This is a genomic window from Paenibacillus sp. FSL R5-0636, from assembly GCF_037974255.1.
Lineage (GTDB): Bacteria > Bacillota > Bacilli > Paenibacillales > Paenibacillaceae > Paenibacillus_AQ > Paenibacillus_AQ odorifer.
The window spans coordinates 6602241-6619843 of record NZ_CP150232.1; the positions used below are offsets into that span (position 1 = coordinate 6602241).

8 protein-coding genes are annotated in these 17603 nt (G+C 42.0%); all 8 read right to left on the reverse strand.

Translation table 11 applies throughout. The features are described from left to right. Positions 1-7: 7 nt before the first annotated feature. Positions 8-2740 carry a stalk domain-containing protein gene (locus tag MKX34_RS30205; protein WP_081382510.1) on the reverse strand — a complete coding sequence of 911 codons (2733 nt, stop codon included), beginning with the start codon at positions 2738-2740 and terminating at the stop codon, positions 8-10. 214 nt (positions 2741-2954) lie between these two features. Beyond that, positions 2955-6989, reverse strand: a complete 4035-nt coding sequence (locus MKX34_RS30210) for an Ig-like domain-containing protein (RefSeq protein ID WP_076297041.1) — start codon at positions 6987-6989, stop codon at positions 2955-2957. A 200-nt stretch (positions 6990-7189) separates the two neighbouring features. After that, positions 7190-8392, reverse strand: coding sequence for a methionine adenosyltransferase (gene metK / locus MKX34_RS30215; protein WP_036681514.1), 1203 nt, complete (start codon positions 8390-8392; stop codon positions 7190-7192). A 339-nt stretch (positions 8393-8731) separates the two neighbouring features. Beyond that, positions 8732-9001, reverse strand: coding sequence for an alpha/beta-type small acid-soluble spore protein (locus tag MKX34_RS30220; RefSeq protein ID WP_036681516.1), 270 nt, complete (start codon positions 8999-9001; stop codon positions 8732-8734). A 153-nt stretch (positions 9002-9154) separates the two neighbouring features. Further along, positions 9155-9694, reverse strand: coding sequence for a hypothetical protein (locus MKX34_RS30225; RefSeq protein ID WP_076297040.1), 540 nt, complete (start codon positions 9692-9694; stop codon positions 9155-9157). 95 nt (positions 9695-9789) lie between these two features. Next, positions 9790-12588 (reverse strand): Ig-like domain-containing protein, encoded by a 2799-nt coding sequence (locus tag MKX34_RS30230; protein WP_076201897.1) that lies wholly within the window; start codon positions 12586-12588, stop codon positions 9790-9792. 500 nt (positions 12589-13088) lie between these two features. Next, a complete protein-coding gene (locus tag MKX34_RS30235; protein WP_076201899.1) occupies positions 13089-13430 on the reverse strand; it encodes a hypothetical protein in 342 nt (113 codons plus the stop codon). Positions 13431-13585: 155 nt separating this feature from the next. Next, on the reverse strand, positions 13586-17506 hold the full coding sequence (locus MKX34_RS30240; protein WP_076297039.1) for an S-layer homology domain-containing protein: 3921 nt from the start codon (positions 17504-17506) through the stop codon (positions 13586-13588). Positions 17507-17603: the final 97 nt, after the last annotated feature.

Below are 17603 nucleotides of genomic sequence, written 5' to 3' on the forward strand. Positions count from 1 at the left end.
TAACATATCACGATTCGATAGTTACGGTCTTCGTTTTCTGTTCCCATTTTACAGTTAATCCTAACTGTTCAGAAACCAGTCTCAGAGGTACTAAAGTCCTACCCTGTAAAATAATAGGTGCTACTTCAGCACTTTGTCGCTTACCATTTAACAGGTATTCCTTTTTATTTACCGTCAGATCCAGTGCCTTGGCTCCGCGCAACACCATGATCTTCTTATTCACCTGATCCCAGGTAGCATTCCCTCCAAAAGCATCCAGCACATAACGGATCGGCACATAAGTACTGCCGTCTTTCACAATTGGAGCTACATCAATAGCCTTCTTATTTCCGTTTACGGTCATTGCTTTGGAGCCGATGCTCATCGAAGCCGTACCCTTTGGTAACCCTGCATCACTGGAAAGTGAAGGCATTGTGAAGGTGATATTATCAAAAGCAACGGTACCTGTCTTCGCCCGTTCATCTTGGCCTTCCTCTACATTGACTACATAAAGTCTCTTCAGCGTAGCCGGGAATTTAATCCCTGATCCTGACAAGTCGATGTTTATGTTCTTCCAACCGTTCCAATCGATAATCTTCGCAAGATCTACATAGGCTGTAGCTCCACTATTGTCTACAAACTCAGCACGCAGCCAATTTAAGCTCATATCGCCCATCACATCAACTGACATCGAAGTTGCAAGCGCTGGAACGGCTTTTCCACTTGTGCCGTTAAGTTGAGCATAAGCGTACATTTTACCGCTGCCAGCCGTCATATCATAACTGAGTGACAGCACCTTGGACCCTACTCTTTCAGCCGATCCGTCTACTATTGTTGCAGTCCCCTGTACCGCTGGCACATTGGTAGTAAAGTTGACTGGATAACTTACCTTCTCGAAATCTTCCCATGTTGTAGCTGCTGCTGTCGATAATACAACCGCTGTGCTAAACCCATCATAACGAGCAATAGCGTAACCTGTAGTAACCCCTGCATCCACAGAGTTTACAGTAAGCTTGCCATTTTGCACGACTCCCTTAAAGCCTACAAACTCCCACTTCAGCGCTGAATCTGGAACGCTTATGGTTGCTCCACTCTTCGTAGCGGCCTTTACAGGGACAGATACAGTTGTCCCAGCTGTCAGTGGCGCTGTAGCAGTGCCTACACTCATGCTGGATAGATCATCTCCACCCAAGACTGTAAGGGTTGTAGAAGCGCTTGCTACGCCGCTTTTAGCCGTTAAGGTAACGGTGCCTGGCTTCACTGCCGTTACTTCTCCTGCACTTACAGTTGCGCTTCCTCCACTTGATGTCCAAGTAGGATTGCCTGCTGCTACATCTATAGGGTTATAGTAAGTGTCATAACCTTTTAACGAATAAGTAGCCTTTTGTCCAACTAATAGTGAAGTGCTTCCGCTAATTTTAATTCCTTTCACTTCACCTTGTGGTGCGTTAGTATAAACACCAAGCGCGTTAACGATGCTGCGCTGCTCTGTGCCATACTCTGTATTAAAGGTTAGTGTGGCTGAGGTTTCACCGAGAGGCCGGTCTACCATCGTTGTAGAGCCGCCTCCGTCTAAGTTAAGCCCTTTCCAGACTCCAATATTGGTCATAAAAGATTGCAGCTCGGTCAATGACATTCCTGAGCTGTTGCCATTTTTTTCAGTAGCTATGATATATACATAACGTCCATCCTGAGAGTATCCTAAAGCCGTACGTGCACGATAACCGCCAATACTGCTAGTCGAGCGAGAAAACGTTGCTGCTTTTCCGTTATTTACAAGAATCGTATGTCCACCAATCATTGTTTGCAGATTAGCAGGATCTAGCGATTGCTGCGTAGTCTTGGATTTCAGGGAGTACACACTTGTTACCGGTTGTCCAACAGTCAGATGGGCAGTAACATACCGTGCGGCTAAGCCATGGGCCCGCAAAATATAAGCTCCCTTTGGAACCGCTGTAGGAAGCGCAGCATTTTCAGATATTTGAGTAACTACGCCGTTCTCAACGAGCACCTCTGTCGGTGTGGTTGAGCTGTTTTTGGGACGATCGAGTGCGGTCCATACATCCGTATAGATATACATTGCATTAGCATGGCTATAAGTAGAGCTTCCACCTTCAGGACTATAAGCACCTTTATTGATACCGGATATCTCAAACTGTGCGCCGTCAGGTGCGGTTATCATTCCTTCAAAGCTGAACTCATCAATAAGAGGCTTGCGGTCCTTAGTCACTGCAAAGGCATACATTCCATCCAATTGCGAAGGGGTGGATACCAATACTCCACTGGATACTTGTCCACCAATCGGAGCACCTTCCCCGCCTGTATTAAAATAATCTCCGTTTACTGCAGCCACGGCTCCAGTTTCCTTAGCCATCCCGCCAGTACTTTGACGTGTTGTCAGGTTTCCACCTTTACCTGTCATAACATCTAAAGAAACATATGGATTGTTGAGGTCAACGCGAATAACATCCGCCAAGCCAGAAGCGCTCGCTCCTGAACGTGTAGCCGTATATTTGTATTTCATCATAATGGCGCCCGAAGTAATTACTTCTTCTCCCAGCTTGCTTACTTTAAAATTAGATGTGGCTGCGGCAGCAATTGGTGTGGAACTATGACCAAACATAGCTAAGCCTTCACTGCCAATTACCGGCATAATCCACAACACACCTGCCAATGAAGCGGCAACCCATTTTTTAGTAGATGATAATTTCATTCCCCGAACAACTTCTCTACTCTTCTTCTCCATGAAAACTTCATTCATTTCGACGTAACTCTCCCATCTCTTTTTTACTCTTCAAGTCCGTTATCAAAAGTCTGGAAACTGGTTCCTATTTTTCTAGTACTCTTTTAATAGACTGAAAATAAGCGAAAAAGTTGCGAAATTGAGAGATTTCAAGCTTTATAGAGTCTCTTAACACAAACTATTAACATAAAAAAAGCCCAGCAGAATGCCAGGCTTTACCAATCTATTTATTCTACAAATAATCTGTTTGCTTCAGCATCCGATGCAACATCACAGCAGCTTGTGCACGAGTGGCATTACCCTGAGGCTGGAACTCACTTGTGGTCATTCCCAAAATAATCCCCGATTGTACAGCTTTAGCTACGAATTCTGCACTTTGATTCTGAATTTTGGACTTATCCTTGAAGCGTGCCAGTGTTGAGGCAGAAGTGCCGCTTAACGTAATAGGATGTTTGGTGTATTCCATTGCCCGAATCATCATGATTGCCATCTGCTCACGAGTGATATTATCATTAGGCCGGAAGGAGCCATCCGTGTTGCCTGTAATAATACCTGCCTTAGCTGCTGCACCAATATAGTCTCCCGTTTGTGTGGAAGGCTGCACATCCCGGAAGCGCTGTGCGGTCTCGCGATCGCCTAGCAAACCAAGTCCCCGGCTAAGCATTACTGCAAACTCTGCACGGGTAATCTTTTTTTCTGGACCAAATGTAGTCCCGTAACTGCTATCGATGATAGTCTTTGCACTAAGCTCAGCTACGATTGAATTACTCCAATGTCTACTCATATCTGAAAAGGCCCGGGTTGATATAAAGGTTCCTAACACTTGATTACCCTCCGTACGAGCACGAATAATCGTATAGCTACCTACCGTACTTACTTTTGTTGGCAGATAGGCTGCATCGTAATAGGAAAGATCCAGTCTAGCAGCAGATGTCTGCGCATTGTTCAATGAAGAAGTTGTACGCACAGTGTATTCTCCAGGTACCGATAATGCCTTAGCATTAGAATAATTGCTGCTTACTATCGCAGTCACCCGGACATCCATAAGACTAGTAACGCTCTGCATCCCCATAGTTTTTAGCTTTTGCTCAAATGGGGAGAACGTACCTGCCGGAACCTTTTCTAAGCGGAACACCAGCGAGATATTTTTACTGTCTGCAATCAAGCTTGTCGCTAATCCGTTCATATCGATATCGTCTAGTCCTACGCTATATAAGTGATCGCCATAACGTATCATAAATTTTGTGGTTTTACTGCGATTTACAGCATCAAGCAAAGGCTTTAAAGGAACAGTCACATAGGCCGATTGTTCCGTAGCAGGCACCTCAAAAGCTAATGTATCACTACTTGCCTTATACAGATATTCAAAACTGGCCGTCAGGCGATCTGTGTTTAAGGTATATCTTTTGACAGATTGATTGTATAACGAACGGTCATCCACGATTTGTGAAGAGTCACTCTTCAGCAGCGCGTATTCTTTTCCAAACTCACTTGTTGCAATCGTCCCTAGATAGGATGGACGATTTCCCGTTCCGGTGCTCACGCCGGTTAGGTTCTTAACAGAAAGTGAAGAGAAGGAGGACAGTATATTACCACTTAAATCCTTGATCGTACCTGAACCTGACATATAAGACAAATCAACAGTTTGCCCGGTTTTTACTGCTGAGGATGTTGTTATTTTTAAAATATCCCCTGACAAAGTGTAGTTTTGTACACCCATACTGCTTCCATCTGCTCTAACTCCGAACTGATTAGCATAGAGGGAACCAGATGCCTGCATGTTTTTACTGAATGTAACCGTAAGCTCGTCGCCATTGATGGTGGCAGAACTAATCTCAGGTATGCTAGTGCCGCTATTTTCCGAGATGGACACAGGCTGCAGGTTAATATAAGCTGCACGGTTTCCATTTAAATCGCTTATTCCGGTAGTCCCCGGAACATAGGATAACGTAACATTCTGATTCACCGTCAAAGCACTCTGGAGCGTTAGCGTGACCTGTGAGCCACTGACGGATACATTCGTAACATAGTTAGGAGTGCTGCCAACAAGCACAGAGAACTGGCTGTTCATCGGGAGGTTTGTCGTTGACAAGCCTTCATTGTAATTCAGAAGGATTTTATTGCCACCTCCGGTTGCACTTTGGAACACGGGTGGAATTGTATCGTTACTGTTGCGAATGTAGAAATCTGTGAAATCCGCAATATTTTGTCCAAAAGAATTCTGCAAAGGATAAGAGCCTGCATAATAGGAGACACGAACGGTCTGGCCATTAGAAGCATCGCTGTTTAACCCTAAATATACAGTGTTCCCGCTGGAGCTTATGGAGTTGACCCCTAGGGATCCCCCATCTGAAGTCACTAGAAACTGACTATGTGCGTAAGAGGAAACTGCCTTTAAGGAGTCATTGAAATTCAACGCTACAGTTCTACCTGTGATCCGTCCATCTTTGGGTGTAGGCATGGAGGACTCGATCGTGTTAGTAACCTGCTTTGAGCTAAAAGTGCTGGCTGCATTTCCGCTTGGATCTTGAATGGTCCGCAGACCCCCTGTATAGCTAACCTTCACGTTCTGTCCAACCGCTACCCCAGTACTTAGCACCACATAGGCGCTGTCCCCTTGAATATAGACACTTTCAATTGTACGACTCTCATCATTCACCGTAGCACTAAAACTTGAGATCAACAGTGCAATGGAAGAGTTGAGACTCTCATTGTATTTTAAACGAATGGTCCGATTGTTCTCGAGTGATGCAGATGTGAGCTGTGGAGCTGTTTTATCCTGAGACAAGGTCCGGAAGCTCCATGAACTTTTGCCGCTTAGTCCATCATAGATAACACTAGCATCAATAGCATCTACAAAAGCTCCTTTAGCAATATCAATATAATAGGTTGAGTCGCTATCTAAAGCTGTTTTAGGCGTAATTACATATTCGTTTGCAGCAGTTGTACTCCGGTTAACAGTAACCGCAACCAGTGCTCCACCACTTTTATAAAGCGCTACACCATTTTCCACAGCACTGTTATAATTCACATTACGATTGAATGTGACAGAAAATGATCTGTTGTTAGCTATGGATTCACTCCGGTCAGCTGGATTTAGCGCACTTACGTTAAGTCCTGTCAAAGAAGCCGTTGTAAATGTCCAGGTATACGCACCCGAAGCTGGAAATACATTTCCGTCTTGATCGTAAAAAGCTCCCTGCGGTATCGTCACCGTATACTGCGTACTGTTTAGCAAGGGTGATGCTGCAGATGCTGGAAGCAATGTTATAGTTCTGCTGCCTCCTCCTGTAACGGCCGGGGAGTTTACATTGAGCCATCTCGTTCTAGCATCGTTAGCAGCACCTGGAGATACTGTTATGGTTCCAGCTGCAGGCATCATAGGACGATCAAATGTAAGCTGTAGGGCACCAGTGGTAGACACCCCACCTGATCCGTTTGCCGGTGCAGGAGTCACTGGAATCTCTGCCACACCTTTAGTAGAGAAGCTCCACACATCACCGCTTGAAATCCCGGAATACGTTCGATTATCAACATCCTTAAAAGCATAAGAATCTATAAGAACATAATAGTTACTTCCGGAGGCCAATGTTTTATCCAATGTTAGTTTAACTGTAGTAGAGTTAGCATCAGTCTGAACGTTGACTCTAGTATCATCATCCTTAATTTTGAACTCTTGTACGGTTGCATTATCTGCAGACGACAAAATCCGGATGGAACCTCCACCTTTTATCAGGTTTTTATTTAAGGTTAGACTTAGCTCCTTAAGGGCTCCTGCATCCACTCTTGTATTATTAGCAGGTGAAAAGTTACCTGCCGTAATCGCTGTATTACTCTCAGGCGCAGTGGTAAATGCCCATGAAGTAACACCTGACTCATTACCATCATTATCCTTGAACAACCCCTTAGGGATTGTCACTGTATAAGTCTTGTTTGAAGTAAACTGTTGATTTAGCTTAAGCTCGTAATCTTTTGAACTACCAATTAGACCATAACTACCAATAGGAATCGTTAAAAAAGGTGAGCTATCACCCTGACCCGTGATGGTAATTTCACCTGACTGCGGGTTTACTTGACGATCAAAGCTCAGTCTAAGAGATGATCCGATAGTTACATAACTTGCTCCAGGCGCTGGCGAGACTGTTATACCAAACTCTGATGCAGCGTACACTGCTGAATTCCCTATTCCAATAGCAGGATAACCCGAACCAAGTACTAACTCTCCCGCTAGAATAAGTGCCGTCCATATTGAAATTTTTCTTTTCATTCCGTGATAGACTCCTCTCAAGCCATACTATCGTCTTTATGTATATTCTTATATTTCGGCTAAAAGGCTGGCAAAGTTTAGTAGTCTACTTCTCTATGGTTAGATTCACTAGCCTTGCTCGTTTTCGCACGCAAAATAACCCGCAGAGCTGACACCATGGCCAACTTGCGGGTTAACATATTATAAGACCGTATGATGAATTACAACCCTGCTTGATCTCTTAGCAATTCTGCTTTATCTACGCGTTCCCATGGAAGATCAACATCAGTACGTCCGAAATGACCGTAAGCTGCAGTTTGTCTGTAAATCGGTTTACGCAAATCAAGCATAGAAATGATGCCCGCAGGGCGAAGATCAAAGTTGTTGCTGATCAGTTGAACCATTTTCTCTTCACTGATTTTACCTGTTCCGTATGTATCCACATTTATCGAGACAGGAGTAGCTACACCGATGGCATAGGCAAGTTGGATCTCACATTTGTCGGCCAAACCAGCAGCTACAAGATTCTTAGCTACATATCGAGCCGCGTAAGCCGCAGAACGGTCCACTTTAGTTGGATCCTTACCTGAGAATGCTCCGCCGCCATGACGAGCATATCCGCCGTATGTATCGACGATAATCTTACGGCCAGTTAGACCAGCATCCCCTTGAGGACCCCCAATAACAAAACGTCCGGTTGGGTTAATAAAGTATTTGGTTTCTGCATCAAGCAGTTCCGCAGGAACAACAGGCAAAATAACATGTTCTTTAATATCCGCCTGAATTTGTTCAAGAGAAATTTCCTCTGCATGTTGTGTAGATACTACGATAGCGTCTACGCGTACAGGTTTTTCATCTTGATACTCAATCGTAACTTGTGTTTTGCCGTCTGGACGAAGATAGTCCAAGGTTCCATTTTTACGAACTTCAGATAAACGACGTGCAATACGATGTGATAAAGCAATCGGCAGTGGCATCAGTTCAGGTGTCTCGTTCGTAGCAAACCCAAACATGAGTCCTTGATCGCCTGCACCAATATTAGCTGTTTCTTCAGCTACTTGAGCAGGATCCCGGTGTTCTAAAGCAGAGTTAACACCTTGGGCAATATCAGCGGACTGCTCGTTAAGAGAACTCAACACAGCACATGTATTATAGTCGAAACCATATTTTGCACGTGTGTATCCAATTTCTTTGATGGTATTGCGTACGATGGCAGGAATATCAACATACTCTGATTTGGTACTGATTTCCCCGATCACAAGTACAAGACCTGTTGCTACTGCTACTTCGCAGGCTACACGTGCATTAGGATCATTAACTAAAAATGCATCCAATACTGCGTCGGAAATCTGGTCACAGATTTTATCCGGATGCCCTTCCGTAACGGACTCAGAAGTAAACAAATGACGCCCTTTAATAGACAAGTATAACAACCTCCCATATGGTTAGTCTGACACTGTATAAGGGATTCCTTAATGATAACAGGCCAAATAATAAAACTAAATAATATAAATAATTCAGGTTTGCCTGATTTCTTTTTATGAAGGATTTTCGCAAAATTTGATGCCTGCATTCACTAAACTCTTCAAAAAATGAACCTTTTCCATATGGAAAAGGTCTAAGGCTTTCCTCAAAAGTCATATTATCTTATTTAGGGGGTGGTGTCAATTAAACACAGAGCCCCCCATGAGAGTATGAATATTGATTTCACGCTATAAAAAAGCAATATCAGATAAGGAATACGGGCATCCTAACCCCTGATATTATTGAAAAAGAGACTGTTCAGCTTGCTTAATGAGTCTCTTCGTAATTTCTCCTCCAACAGACCCATTATCCCTTGAACTCAGATGCCCAAGGTACTGACTACGGCCAGAACCACTACCTCCGACTGCTCCTAACTCAGAAGCAAACTCCGTGTCTGCCCCGCCTCCATAATGAGCCCCATATAAACCAAATTCAGCTGCAATTTCATATTGCATTTGTTTCAGCATTGTCCGACTTTCAGGTACGACTGTACGATTATTACGTGCCATGTTACAGCACCTCCTGTGAATTTGTAAGATTACAGGAATATTGTGCGTCCATCACTTAATCTTCAATCGCGCCAATGATTTGTAACTTTGGAAAACAGTTTGAAGGTATGATTAAATCCGTTTACGGGCATTATGAATATATATCATTACACATTATTTCAGGGTATATCCACCACGAACCATCACAACAAGACCAAGGGTTTGACCCTCTTGAACAGCTATACCACGACCATCACGAGGGAAGGACAATAAGTGGTTAGATGGTGCAGCTAGTCCATTTGTAAGATCTTTACCATCTGTTAAATCGGCCACACCATTCGCATCTTGTGAAACGATTACTGCTTTACCCGCGCGAACGATAAACTCAGCGCCTGCAGAAGCAATTAAAGTTTGGCCAGGCTTCACATCAACGATCACAGATTCATTACTACTATTTTGACCAGGTGTAGCTACTGGCGCTGTGGTTGCACTAGGCGCAGGTGTAGCAGTTGCTACCGGAGTCGTTACTGTACCACCCGAAAGTACTTTCTGAATTTGCTGATCTACGTAGCTTTTCGTAACTACAGGATCATCGGTTGTGCCAGGCTGAGAACCAACACCTGCACCTTCAGCAGTAATATTTAGCAAAGATCCAGCCCATACACCACCAGCCAGCAATACAGCGGCGGTTGTTACTTTCCATACCGATTTCAAAGAAGTTCCTCCTCATTATTTGGGGATAAAAACCTATAAAAAAAGAATAGCCTCCGAAGAGGCTATTCTGTGCTTCGGTAATCCTAAAGCAATGATTATTTACCAGTAACTACAGTACCAGTTGTGATCTTGTTACCAGCATCATCAGTGATGTTCGCACTAGCATTAACCTTAACTTCGATGGAGTTAACATCGTTAGCGTTGAGGTTTTGTTTACCAGTAGTTCCATCCAATTTGTCGAATGTTACATAGAACTTACCAGCGTCAGATCCAGCACCAGGAGCGATGCTTGCAGGTTTAACGTTGGATTTGTCTGCGTTTTGGCTAACACCGTTAATCGAGAATTCGAAATCAGCAAGTTGAACTGTAGAAGCCTTAACATCTTCGCTGAATCCGATAACCAATACAGTGTTGTCACCACTAGAAACAGCAGCAGTTGTCAATGTAGGTTTAACGCGGTCTGTAAGTTCGGATTTCTTCTCAACAGCAATAATTCCGTTTCCAGCTTTATCCGCGATACCGAAGACTTGGAATGTATAGTCTTCTGTTTTGGTGATTGTGTTACCAGGGATGTAGACTCTTACAGTTGCTGTTTTAGGAGCAGCTGCATCATCACCTGTACCAATTGAAGTGATTACTGGGTAAGCACCAAGTGGCAATGCTTTGCTGTTCAAAGTATAGCTGTTAACATCAGTTAAAGTAGCTACATTCAAACCACTTGCATCGGAACCAGAATCTTTAACAACTACGTCGTAGTATACATCAGCAATTACAGTACCAGCCGCATCTTTGTCATGCGGAGTAATGCTAACTACTTCTGGTCTTGTTACATCACTAGTATTTGCAGCTTCAATAGCTAGAGCAACTGTTGTTGATGCAAACGGATTAGTTGAGAATGAATCATCTGTAACCAAACCTTGTGGTAGGCGTACAGTGTAGTCTGCACCAGACAAGGAAACAGCGTAAGTCAATGTTTTCTTATCAGCAGACAAGGAACCAGCTCTAACATTCAGTGTTGCAGCTTGTTGACCAGTCTTGTTGTTGATAACAAGAATTTGTCTGTTGTTAGTTCCAGCAGTATCAAGAATTACTTCTTCATTGAACTTAATTACCAAACCTTTGTTGGAATAAGTTGCAGAAGTTACACCAGGAGCACTAGTATCCTTAGTGAATGTAATTGCTTGAGTCGCAGCTGCACTCAAAGTGTTACCAAGAGTGTCACGTACGGATTGACCAAATACGATGGATCCTGTGAATGTGCCAGATGTAGGCAATGCACTCAATGGGGATCTCAATTTGATTGTGTCGCTATCGGAAGAAGTGCTCACATAGAACACACCTTTGCTTTCTCCGTTAGCATCAAGTAAACGAACATTACCTACTAGGGAATCTCTGTTTACCTTTTTGTCGAATTTAACTTCAACATAACGATCGCCGACTGGAGTCACGCTCTTAATTACAGGAGCTGCTACATCGGATACTACAGTAACACTAGTTTTGATTGGGTTAGGGTTCGCAACATTACCTGCGAAGTCAGAAACGTTAGTCAGAGATACATCATAAGTAGTACCGCTATTCAAGTTTCCAGTAGTCAAAACAAATGTGTCATAAGTATCTCTTTGAACAGTTGCAGCCGCACCGTTAACATAAGCGATAATACCCGCTGGTTTAACTGGTTCGCTAAATTTAACATATACTTTGTTTGTAGTTGCTTTAGCAACAGCATTTACAGTAGCTACTGTAGGAGCCACAGTATCAGCAACAGGTACAATGTTAGTGAAAGCTGGAACTACTTCACCACTTGTTGTTTTGATTTTATCGTTAACAACAACAGTGTATTGACCTTTCAAATACTCAAGTCCTGGGAAAGTGATAGTAGCTTCAGTGTTATCAGTGCTGAAAGATACTTCTGCGCCCGCTGCAGTTACAACTGGAGCACCACTAAGTGCAGTTACTTGAACTACATCTTTGATCAATTTTCCATCTTCAGCAACTGTATCTCCATCAACAGCACGGTTGAATTTAACAACCAATTGTTTAGAGTTTGGAGCAGTTACAGAAACAACTTTAGGAGCTTGTAAAGTTACTTTTGCAGTGAAATCTTTTTCTTGGTGTTTAAAGTTGATTGTAGTTTCAACACCTGCTACAAGAGCAGTAGTCAATTCTACAGTTGTAGTAGTTTTATCAGAGAAAGTAACAACTACTTTAGTTGGGCTTACTGCTTCAGCAGAAGCTACAGTCAATTGTGGTACTGTAAGCTTTTGATCAACAGCATAAGCTGTTTCAACTACCAAAGAACGGCTAGCGTTAGCTTTGAAGTTAGTGTCTTTAGCAACCAAACCTGCGTCGATTACTGCTTGAGCGTAACCTTTAGCCCATGCGGATGCAGAGTTATCAGTTGTAGTTGGTTGTTCCAGTTTCAAAGCACGGAACAATACAGCCGATACTTCTTCAACAGTCACTTTACCGTTGTAGTCAAAGATACCTTTAACAGTATCTTTACCTTGCATCAAGTTAGCTGCAGTAACAGCTTCGATGTAAGGAACTGCCCAGTTAGAAGCATTGTAACCTTTGTCTTTGTAAGACAATTTGTTAGTCACTTCTGAAAGATCAAACAATTTAGTAACGATCTTCGCGAATTCAGCGCGAGTAAGATCTTTTTCAAGGTGAGCTTGACCATCTGGGTATCCATTGAGAATACCTTTCGCTGCCAAAGCATCAAATTTTTGTTGCGGAGTTGTTGCTGCGTCACCAAACGCTACAGAGGCAAACATCGAGAATGCCATTGCTGTAGATAATGCTACGGATAAAATTTTCTTCATAACCTTTTTTTCTCCTCCTTGGACGTTCATAAACTGGGATTTTTCTTTAGTTGAGTAGCTCATATCACTCATTAGCCGATGCACCCCCTTTCCAGAGTTGAGCAAATTAAGTATAAATAATGTCTGTGACGGGTATCACAGAAACTGGTAAACGATTTTAGGACATGACAATACTAGATTCCTAATTATACCTAAGTATTATACAATGTGCCTCAAGTCACGTAAAGCTAATTTTTCCATTTGTTGAAATTGGCTTTACCAGCGGTTAATTTCAGCCCCTGTGTAAATGACTCTACACCTTAAACGCAGAAGATTTGAAAAAGTTGCGGTTTCTCAAAAAAAATCTTCTTTTTTATATTTTCCGGTGTGATCCCATTAGAAGATACATATGTATGATCTACTAACTATTGTTAATCATGGGTGCCTACGGAAAATAGTATATCATAGTCGCTTTCTAAACGTCATTATGCAATATTTACTAAGAATCATTAACACTTGTACTATTAATTTAAACATTCCTACAAAAAACAAAAAAAGCGCCGTCGCCGACGCTTGCTTCTATTACATTGTTTCTAACGAATCTTCATAGATAATTGGATCAATTCCTGACGTTTCTCAGGACTTGAGTTCACATTGTCATACATTGCATCAATAGCTGCGCGGTTCTCGCGGTAGCTCTTCTCATGCTTGATTGTAGTATGAGACCATTCGATCAGAGCGTTCTCAGCAACAACAAGCTCGTTGTATGAATCGTGGAATCCTGTTGCTTGCACCAGTTCTTCCATGACCTCTTGAGTGATCTCCTGTAGTGCCCGTTTAGCTGCAATTTCCTTCTCCAACACTTTTGCTCTATTCTCAAACATATTCTTGGCTTTCATGTAATCCAACTGTGCTTTTGATAAAATCGGTTTCATCGATGGCTTTCACCTTTCAGAAAATAATATTTTCTACATTATTGTATCGTAAATCGGTGCAGATTACAAAATTTATGTCGCTGGTAATTGTTATCTTTACATCAAAACTCCGACCTACGAATACTTTTCGCAAGCCGGAGCATTTTTTTTATTCTTTAGTTAAAGTTCTTAGGGAAGATGCTTGTACTCTTCTGTAAGAGTGCCACAGTAATCTTACCGGCCTCTGCTCTAGTCAACTTACCCTTCGGGTTAAAGTTATAGACGGGCTTCTTTTGGCCTGTAACGGTCACAGCGCTTCCTTCCATAATCTTAGCTTTAGATATAGCTTCAATTGCAGGACGTGAGTAGAAATCCATGTTACTTGTATCAACAAATGATTTGCTTAAGCTTGCCAGCAGTTTACTGTCATTCAAAGACATCTTGAGTTTCAACGCCCTAGCTATCATTACTGCAGCTTGTTCACGTGTTAAGGCTTGATCAGGCCCAAAGAAGCCATCACTGAGGCCTGTAACAATACCTGCCCTAGCAGCTGTCTCAATGTGTTTGAAATCCCATGTGGCCGCTACGGCTTCTGGCACAATATCAAAGAAGGTTTGTTTATTAGCATCATAGTTCAAAGGAATACTTAATGATTTCACCAACAATGTAGCGAATTCACCACGAGTGGTCAAATCATCCGCCCCGAATGCATCTGCTCGAAGGTTAGTCATGAATCCTTTGGAATACAATCCATTCATTATATTTCTGCCCCAAGGATGATTCGTAATATCAACAAAACCACGGCGCAGCTTCATAACAGTGTAATAACCAAATTCATCGAATGGAACGGTGATGGTATGTTTTTTCGTATCTACGACCCCGCCCAAGTTCTCCCACTTACCTGAATCTGTATATCGGAATACTGTAATAGTCGATCCCACTTCATCCACAATGCTGGAGTTGAAAGTAAGCGTCAATTCACCACGTTGGGAAGGTACGATTTTTCTCGTTTGACTATACTGTGTAAAGTATCCAGTCTTTCCACTTGCATCCACGAAATGTGGGGTAACCCCGTTGGTCTCAAGATTAACGCCATCATTTCCTAGACCACCACTAAGCCAATAGATATCCGATACTCTCGAAAAGTTATTAGTAGAGACGGTTGATGTAAAGCGTAGAGCAAGATCCTGTGGAATCACAAGCTGCCCGCCCCCGCCTTCGGTTCTGTCGTCACTACCCGTTACGTTGATAATGTTCCCGTAATCATTCTTACGTTCAACAACGCCATCAGCGGGATCCGCGATACCAAACAACAGTTTTGTATTAGGATAATATTTTGCAGCACCAGAGCTAGTATATCCCTTCATAATCGTACCTTTAGGGAAGTTCAATTCCAAGGTTTTATTAAAGACACTATACTTCGTAGCTACCTTCTCCGCCATATATTGTGTATCAATCTGCACAGCACTGGCATAATACACATTTATGGTATCGCTTATTGTGGAGTTAGCACGAACCACTTGTATCTTAATAGGATTCGATTTGTCTGCTTTTAAACCCACATAATCATAGGTGAAGCGATCTTGATTTGGCAAATCCGTACGTTTAATTGCTTCTTCTTTGCCAATTATTACTTTAGTGGCACCTTCAGCCTCAATATCAAAACGAACAAAGTTTTTGTTAACAACAATTTGCTCACCTACTGTCGCTACAGGTGACAAAAGACGATATGGAGCAACTTCCCGCACTACTTCAAGACGTTGTGTAGTTCTTGCCCCTGTTTTGTTAATAAGCTCTAGGGTATAAACTTGACTTCCTGGGGCATCAAACTTAATGTCACGTAATCTTAAAATAAAGTTTTTAGCACTGCCAATGTAGTCATAATACAAACCATTTGCAGCCACTTCATCAGGATAACGTTTAGGGCCAATAGGTCCAGCGGTTTCCGTACCGTCAATTAGCAGCTTATCTTGCCCCGTCGAAGTAAACACCAGAGTAGAGCCCTGATAAAGATTCAGCGTTGTAGCACCACTACCTTGTAGTACCAAGTCGAATTTATCTTTGCTTGTTGTATATTTTTCATCCTTATATACAATTTCAGCTGGCAATGCCAGCATGGCATTACGCTCGACTTCATTAGAAAGGGTTGTAGTTGTAAATGGTAAACGATTATCCCCTAAAGTAGGATGGAATTGTTTTACCCCAGAAATATTGGTATCAATGATGTAGATTTTAAGTTCTTTTTTGATAATACGTTGGTTACCAGCATTATCTCTTGAGACTCCAGTAAATACGATTTTATTCTCACCGTATACCAGTGGTCCCGTCTGACTGATTGTCACAGTGAAATTAAAAGTTGTTTTATTTACTGTTGAGTTTTTTTCTACTTCAAGCTTAAAAGGATTGCTAGTTAATGAGTTACTGTCTGTGCCGTTAATTTGCACTTGTGCATTTTCTATATTTTCGAACCCGATATATTCCCCAGAAACATTAAGTTTTCTTTCTACACTGGAATCGAATTCGTAGGTCTGACCATCTTGCAGATTACTTACATATATATAGTTTTTCGATACATATGAAATATCAGCATTATAGAAGGATTCTGATCCTTTATAACGGAATTGTACCTTTTGTTGACCATTAGAGAACCCTGATATTTTATAAATATATTCATTTGTTCCTGTGCCTGCAGTTACATAATCTATGGATAGTGGTTTATTACTCAATGGCAAATAGTTTGCAGTTATATCTGCCGGGGTTGTTGATCTATTTGTCTTCGCCATTATATAGAAACTATCCGTCTCTAACTGTTGGCCATTCAAAGGCAATTTAGAGATATTGGTGAGATCACCTGAGCCTGTATATCCAGGAAGGTAGTACATTTCTGTTATAACAGTCTCATTTTTCAAAAATTTATATGAATAAAGATGAGAACTGCTGTGGCTGCCATAATCTACAGACAATTTAAAGTCATTTACACCCGCCAAGATTTCTAAATCAGCTGCAGTCTTAAATTTAACCAATTTATACGTTGGCGTAACGCCATCAGGACCAGGAATTGTTAATTCTTCTGTCACAGCACTAATCGTTACAACTTTTTCGGAACTATTACCTTTATTAAGAGTTAGCACAGCATTTGTTGCAAACGGAGCCACGTTATATGGAACTAAGATCTGTCCAGTAAAACCTGCAACATTCAAATCAGCAGTCAACGTAGGCACATTATCATTTAAGATATTATAGTCCGCATTGTCGTGGTTGATGTTCAAAGAAGCGTACGGTTGATCCTTATCAAAGAAATATACGGATCTGTCTATTGTTATTGAATCCGAAGCATTTTGAATAACAATCTTAAGCGTACTTAATCCCGGACTCAAGTTCAGCGCGGGTGTGAAAAATGTTCCGTCTTCCAATAGGGAAGTTTGTAGTGCAGTTCCTCCATTCACGGAGACACTGACTTTAGTGGCATTCGTTACTTTACCTTGAAGAGTAACTGTAGATACTGGTACGACAACTTGTGTTCCTTCATTTAAATTAAGCGCAGAAGGACCACCCAAGATTTTCAATTCTGTTACATAGGGAACTTTATCGTAAAGAACATAAAATGATTCTGAACGTTGGAGATTCCCTTGCATACCAGAAAAGGTCACCTTATTAAAACCTGTATACAAAACAAGACCAGATGCTACAAAACGGTTATCTGGGCTATTGGTATCTGTTGTTACCGCTCCCGTAGTCAGGTGAGTAGCATCTGTTACCCATTTATTAGATTGACTATCTTTTGTAAGCTGCTCCACAGTAACCTTCATCGTGGAAGATGTTACCTGAGAGTAGGTTCCTGTAATTGAAAAGGTAGGGCTACTTACTTTGTAAACACTAGAACGGTCAATAAGTCCCTCAGGATTAGGATTAGCTGTTGTTGCTACAACATCCTGTTTCAACAGAACAGTATTCCGTAATGTGAGATCATCCGGACTGAAGAAAGTCGTGGAGCTCGTGGTAGCCGCTGCCGCTATGGGCGTGTATTTACCTGGGAACATAGAAACGATCAAAGCCGCCAGCATCAGCCAAACGAACGGTCTCTTAAAGCGTTGCATGTGTTATATCTCTCCTTTGAGTATAAATTCTCGTAAACCTTCACTTTGTTCTTTATCGGTCATAGGAAGCGATATTTTTAGGGAAAACAACAAAAAA

Coding starts and splice junctions, on each gene's coding strand:
- MKX34_RS30205 (WP_081382510.1), bottom strand. CDS start 2,740: ATGAATGAAGTTTTCATGGAGAAGAAGAGTAGAGAAGTTGTTCGGGGA.
- MKX34_RS30210 (WP_076297041.1), bottom strand. CDS start 6,989: ATGAAAAGAAAAATTTCAATATGGACGGCACTTATTCTAGCGGGAGAG.
- MKX34_RS30220 (WP_036681516.1), bottom strand. CDS start 9,001: ATGGCACGTAATAATCGTACAGTCGTACCTGAAAGTCGGACAATGCTG.
- MKX34_RS30230 (WP_076201897.1), bottom strand. CDS start 12,588: ATGAGTGATATGAGCTACTCAACTAAAGAAAAATCCCAGTTTATGAAC.
- MKX34_RS30235 (WP_076201899.1), bottom strand. CDS start 13,430: ATGAAACCGATTTTATCAAAAGCACAGTTGGATTACATGAAAGCCAAG.
- MKX34_RS30240 (WP_076297039.1), bottom strand. CDS start 17,506: ATGCAACGCTTTAAGAGACCGTTCGTTTGGCTGATGCTGGCGGCTTTG.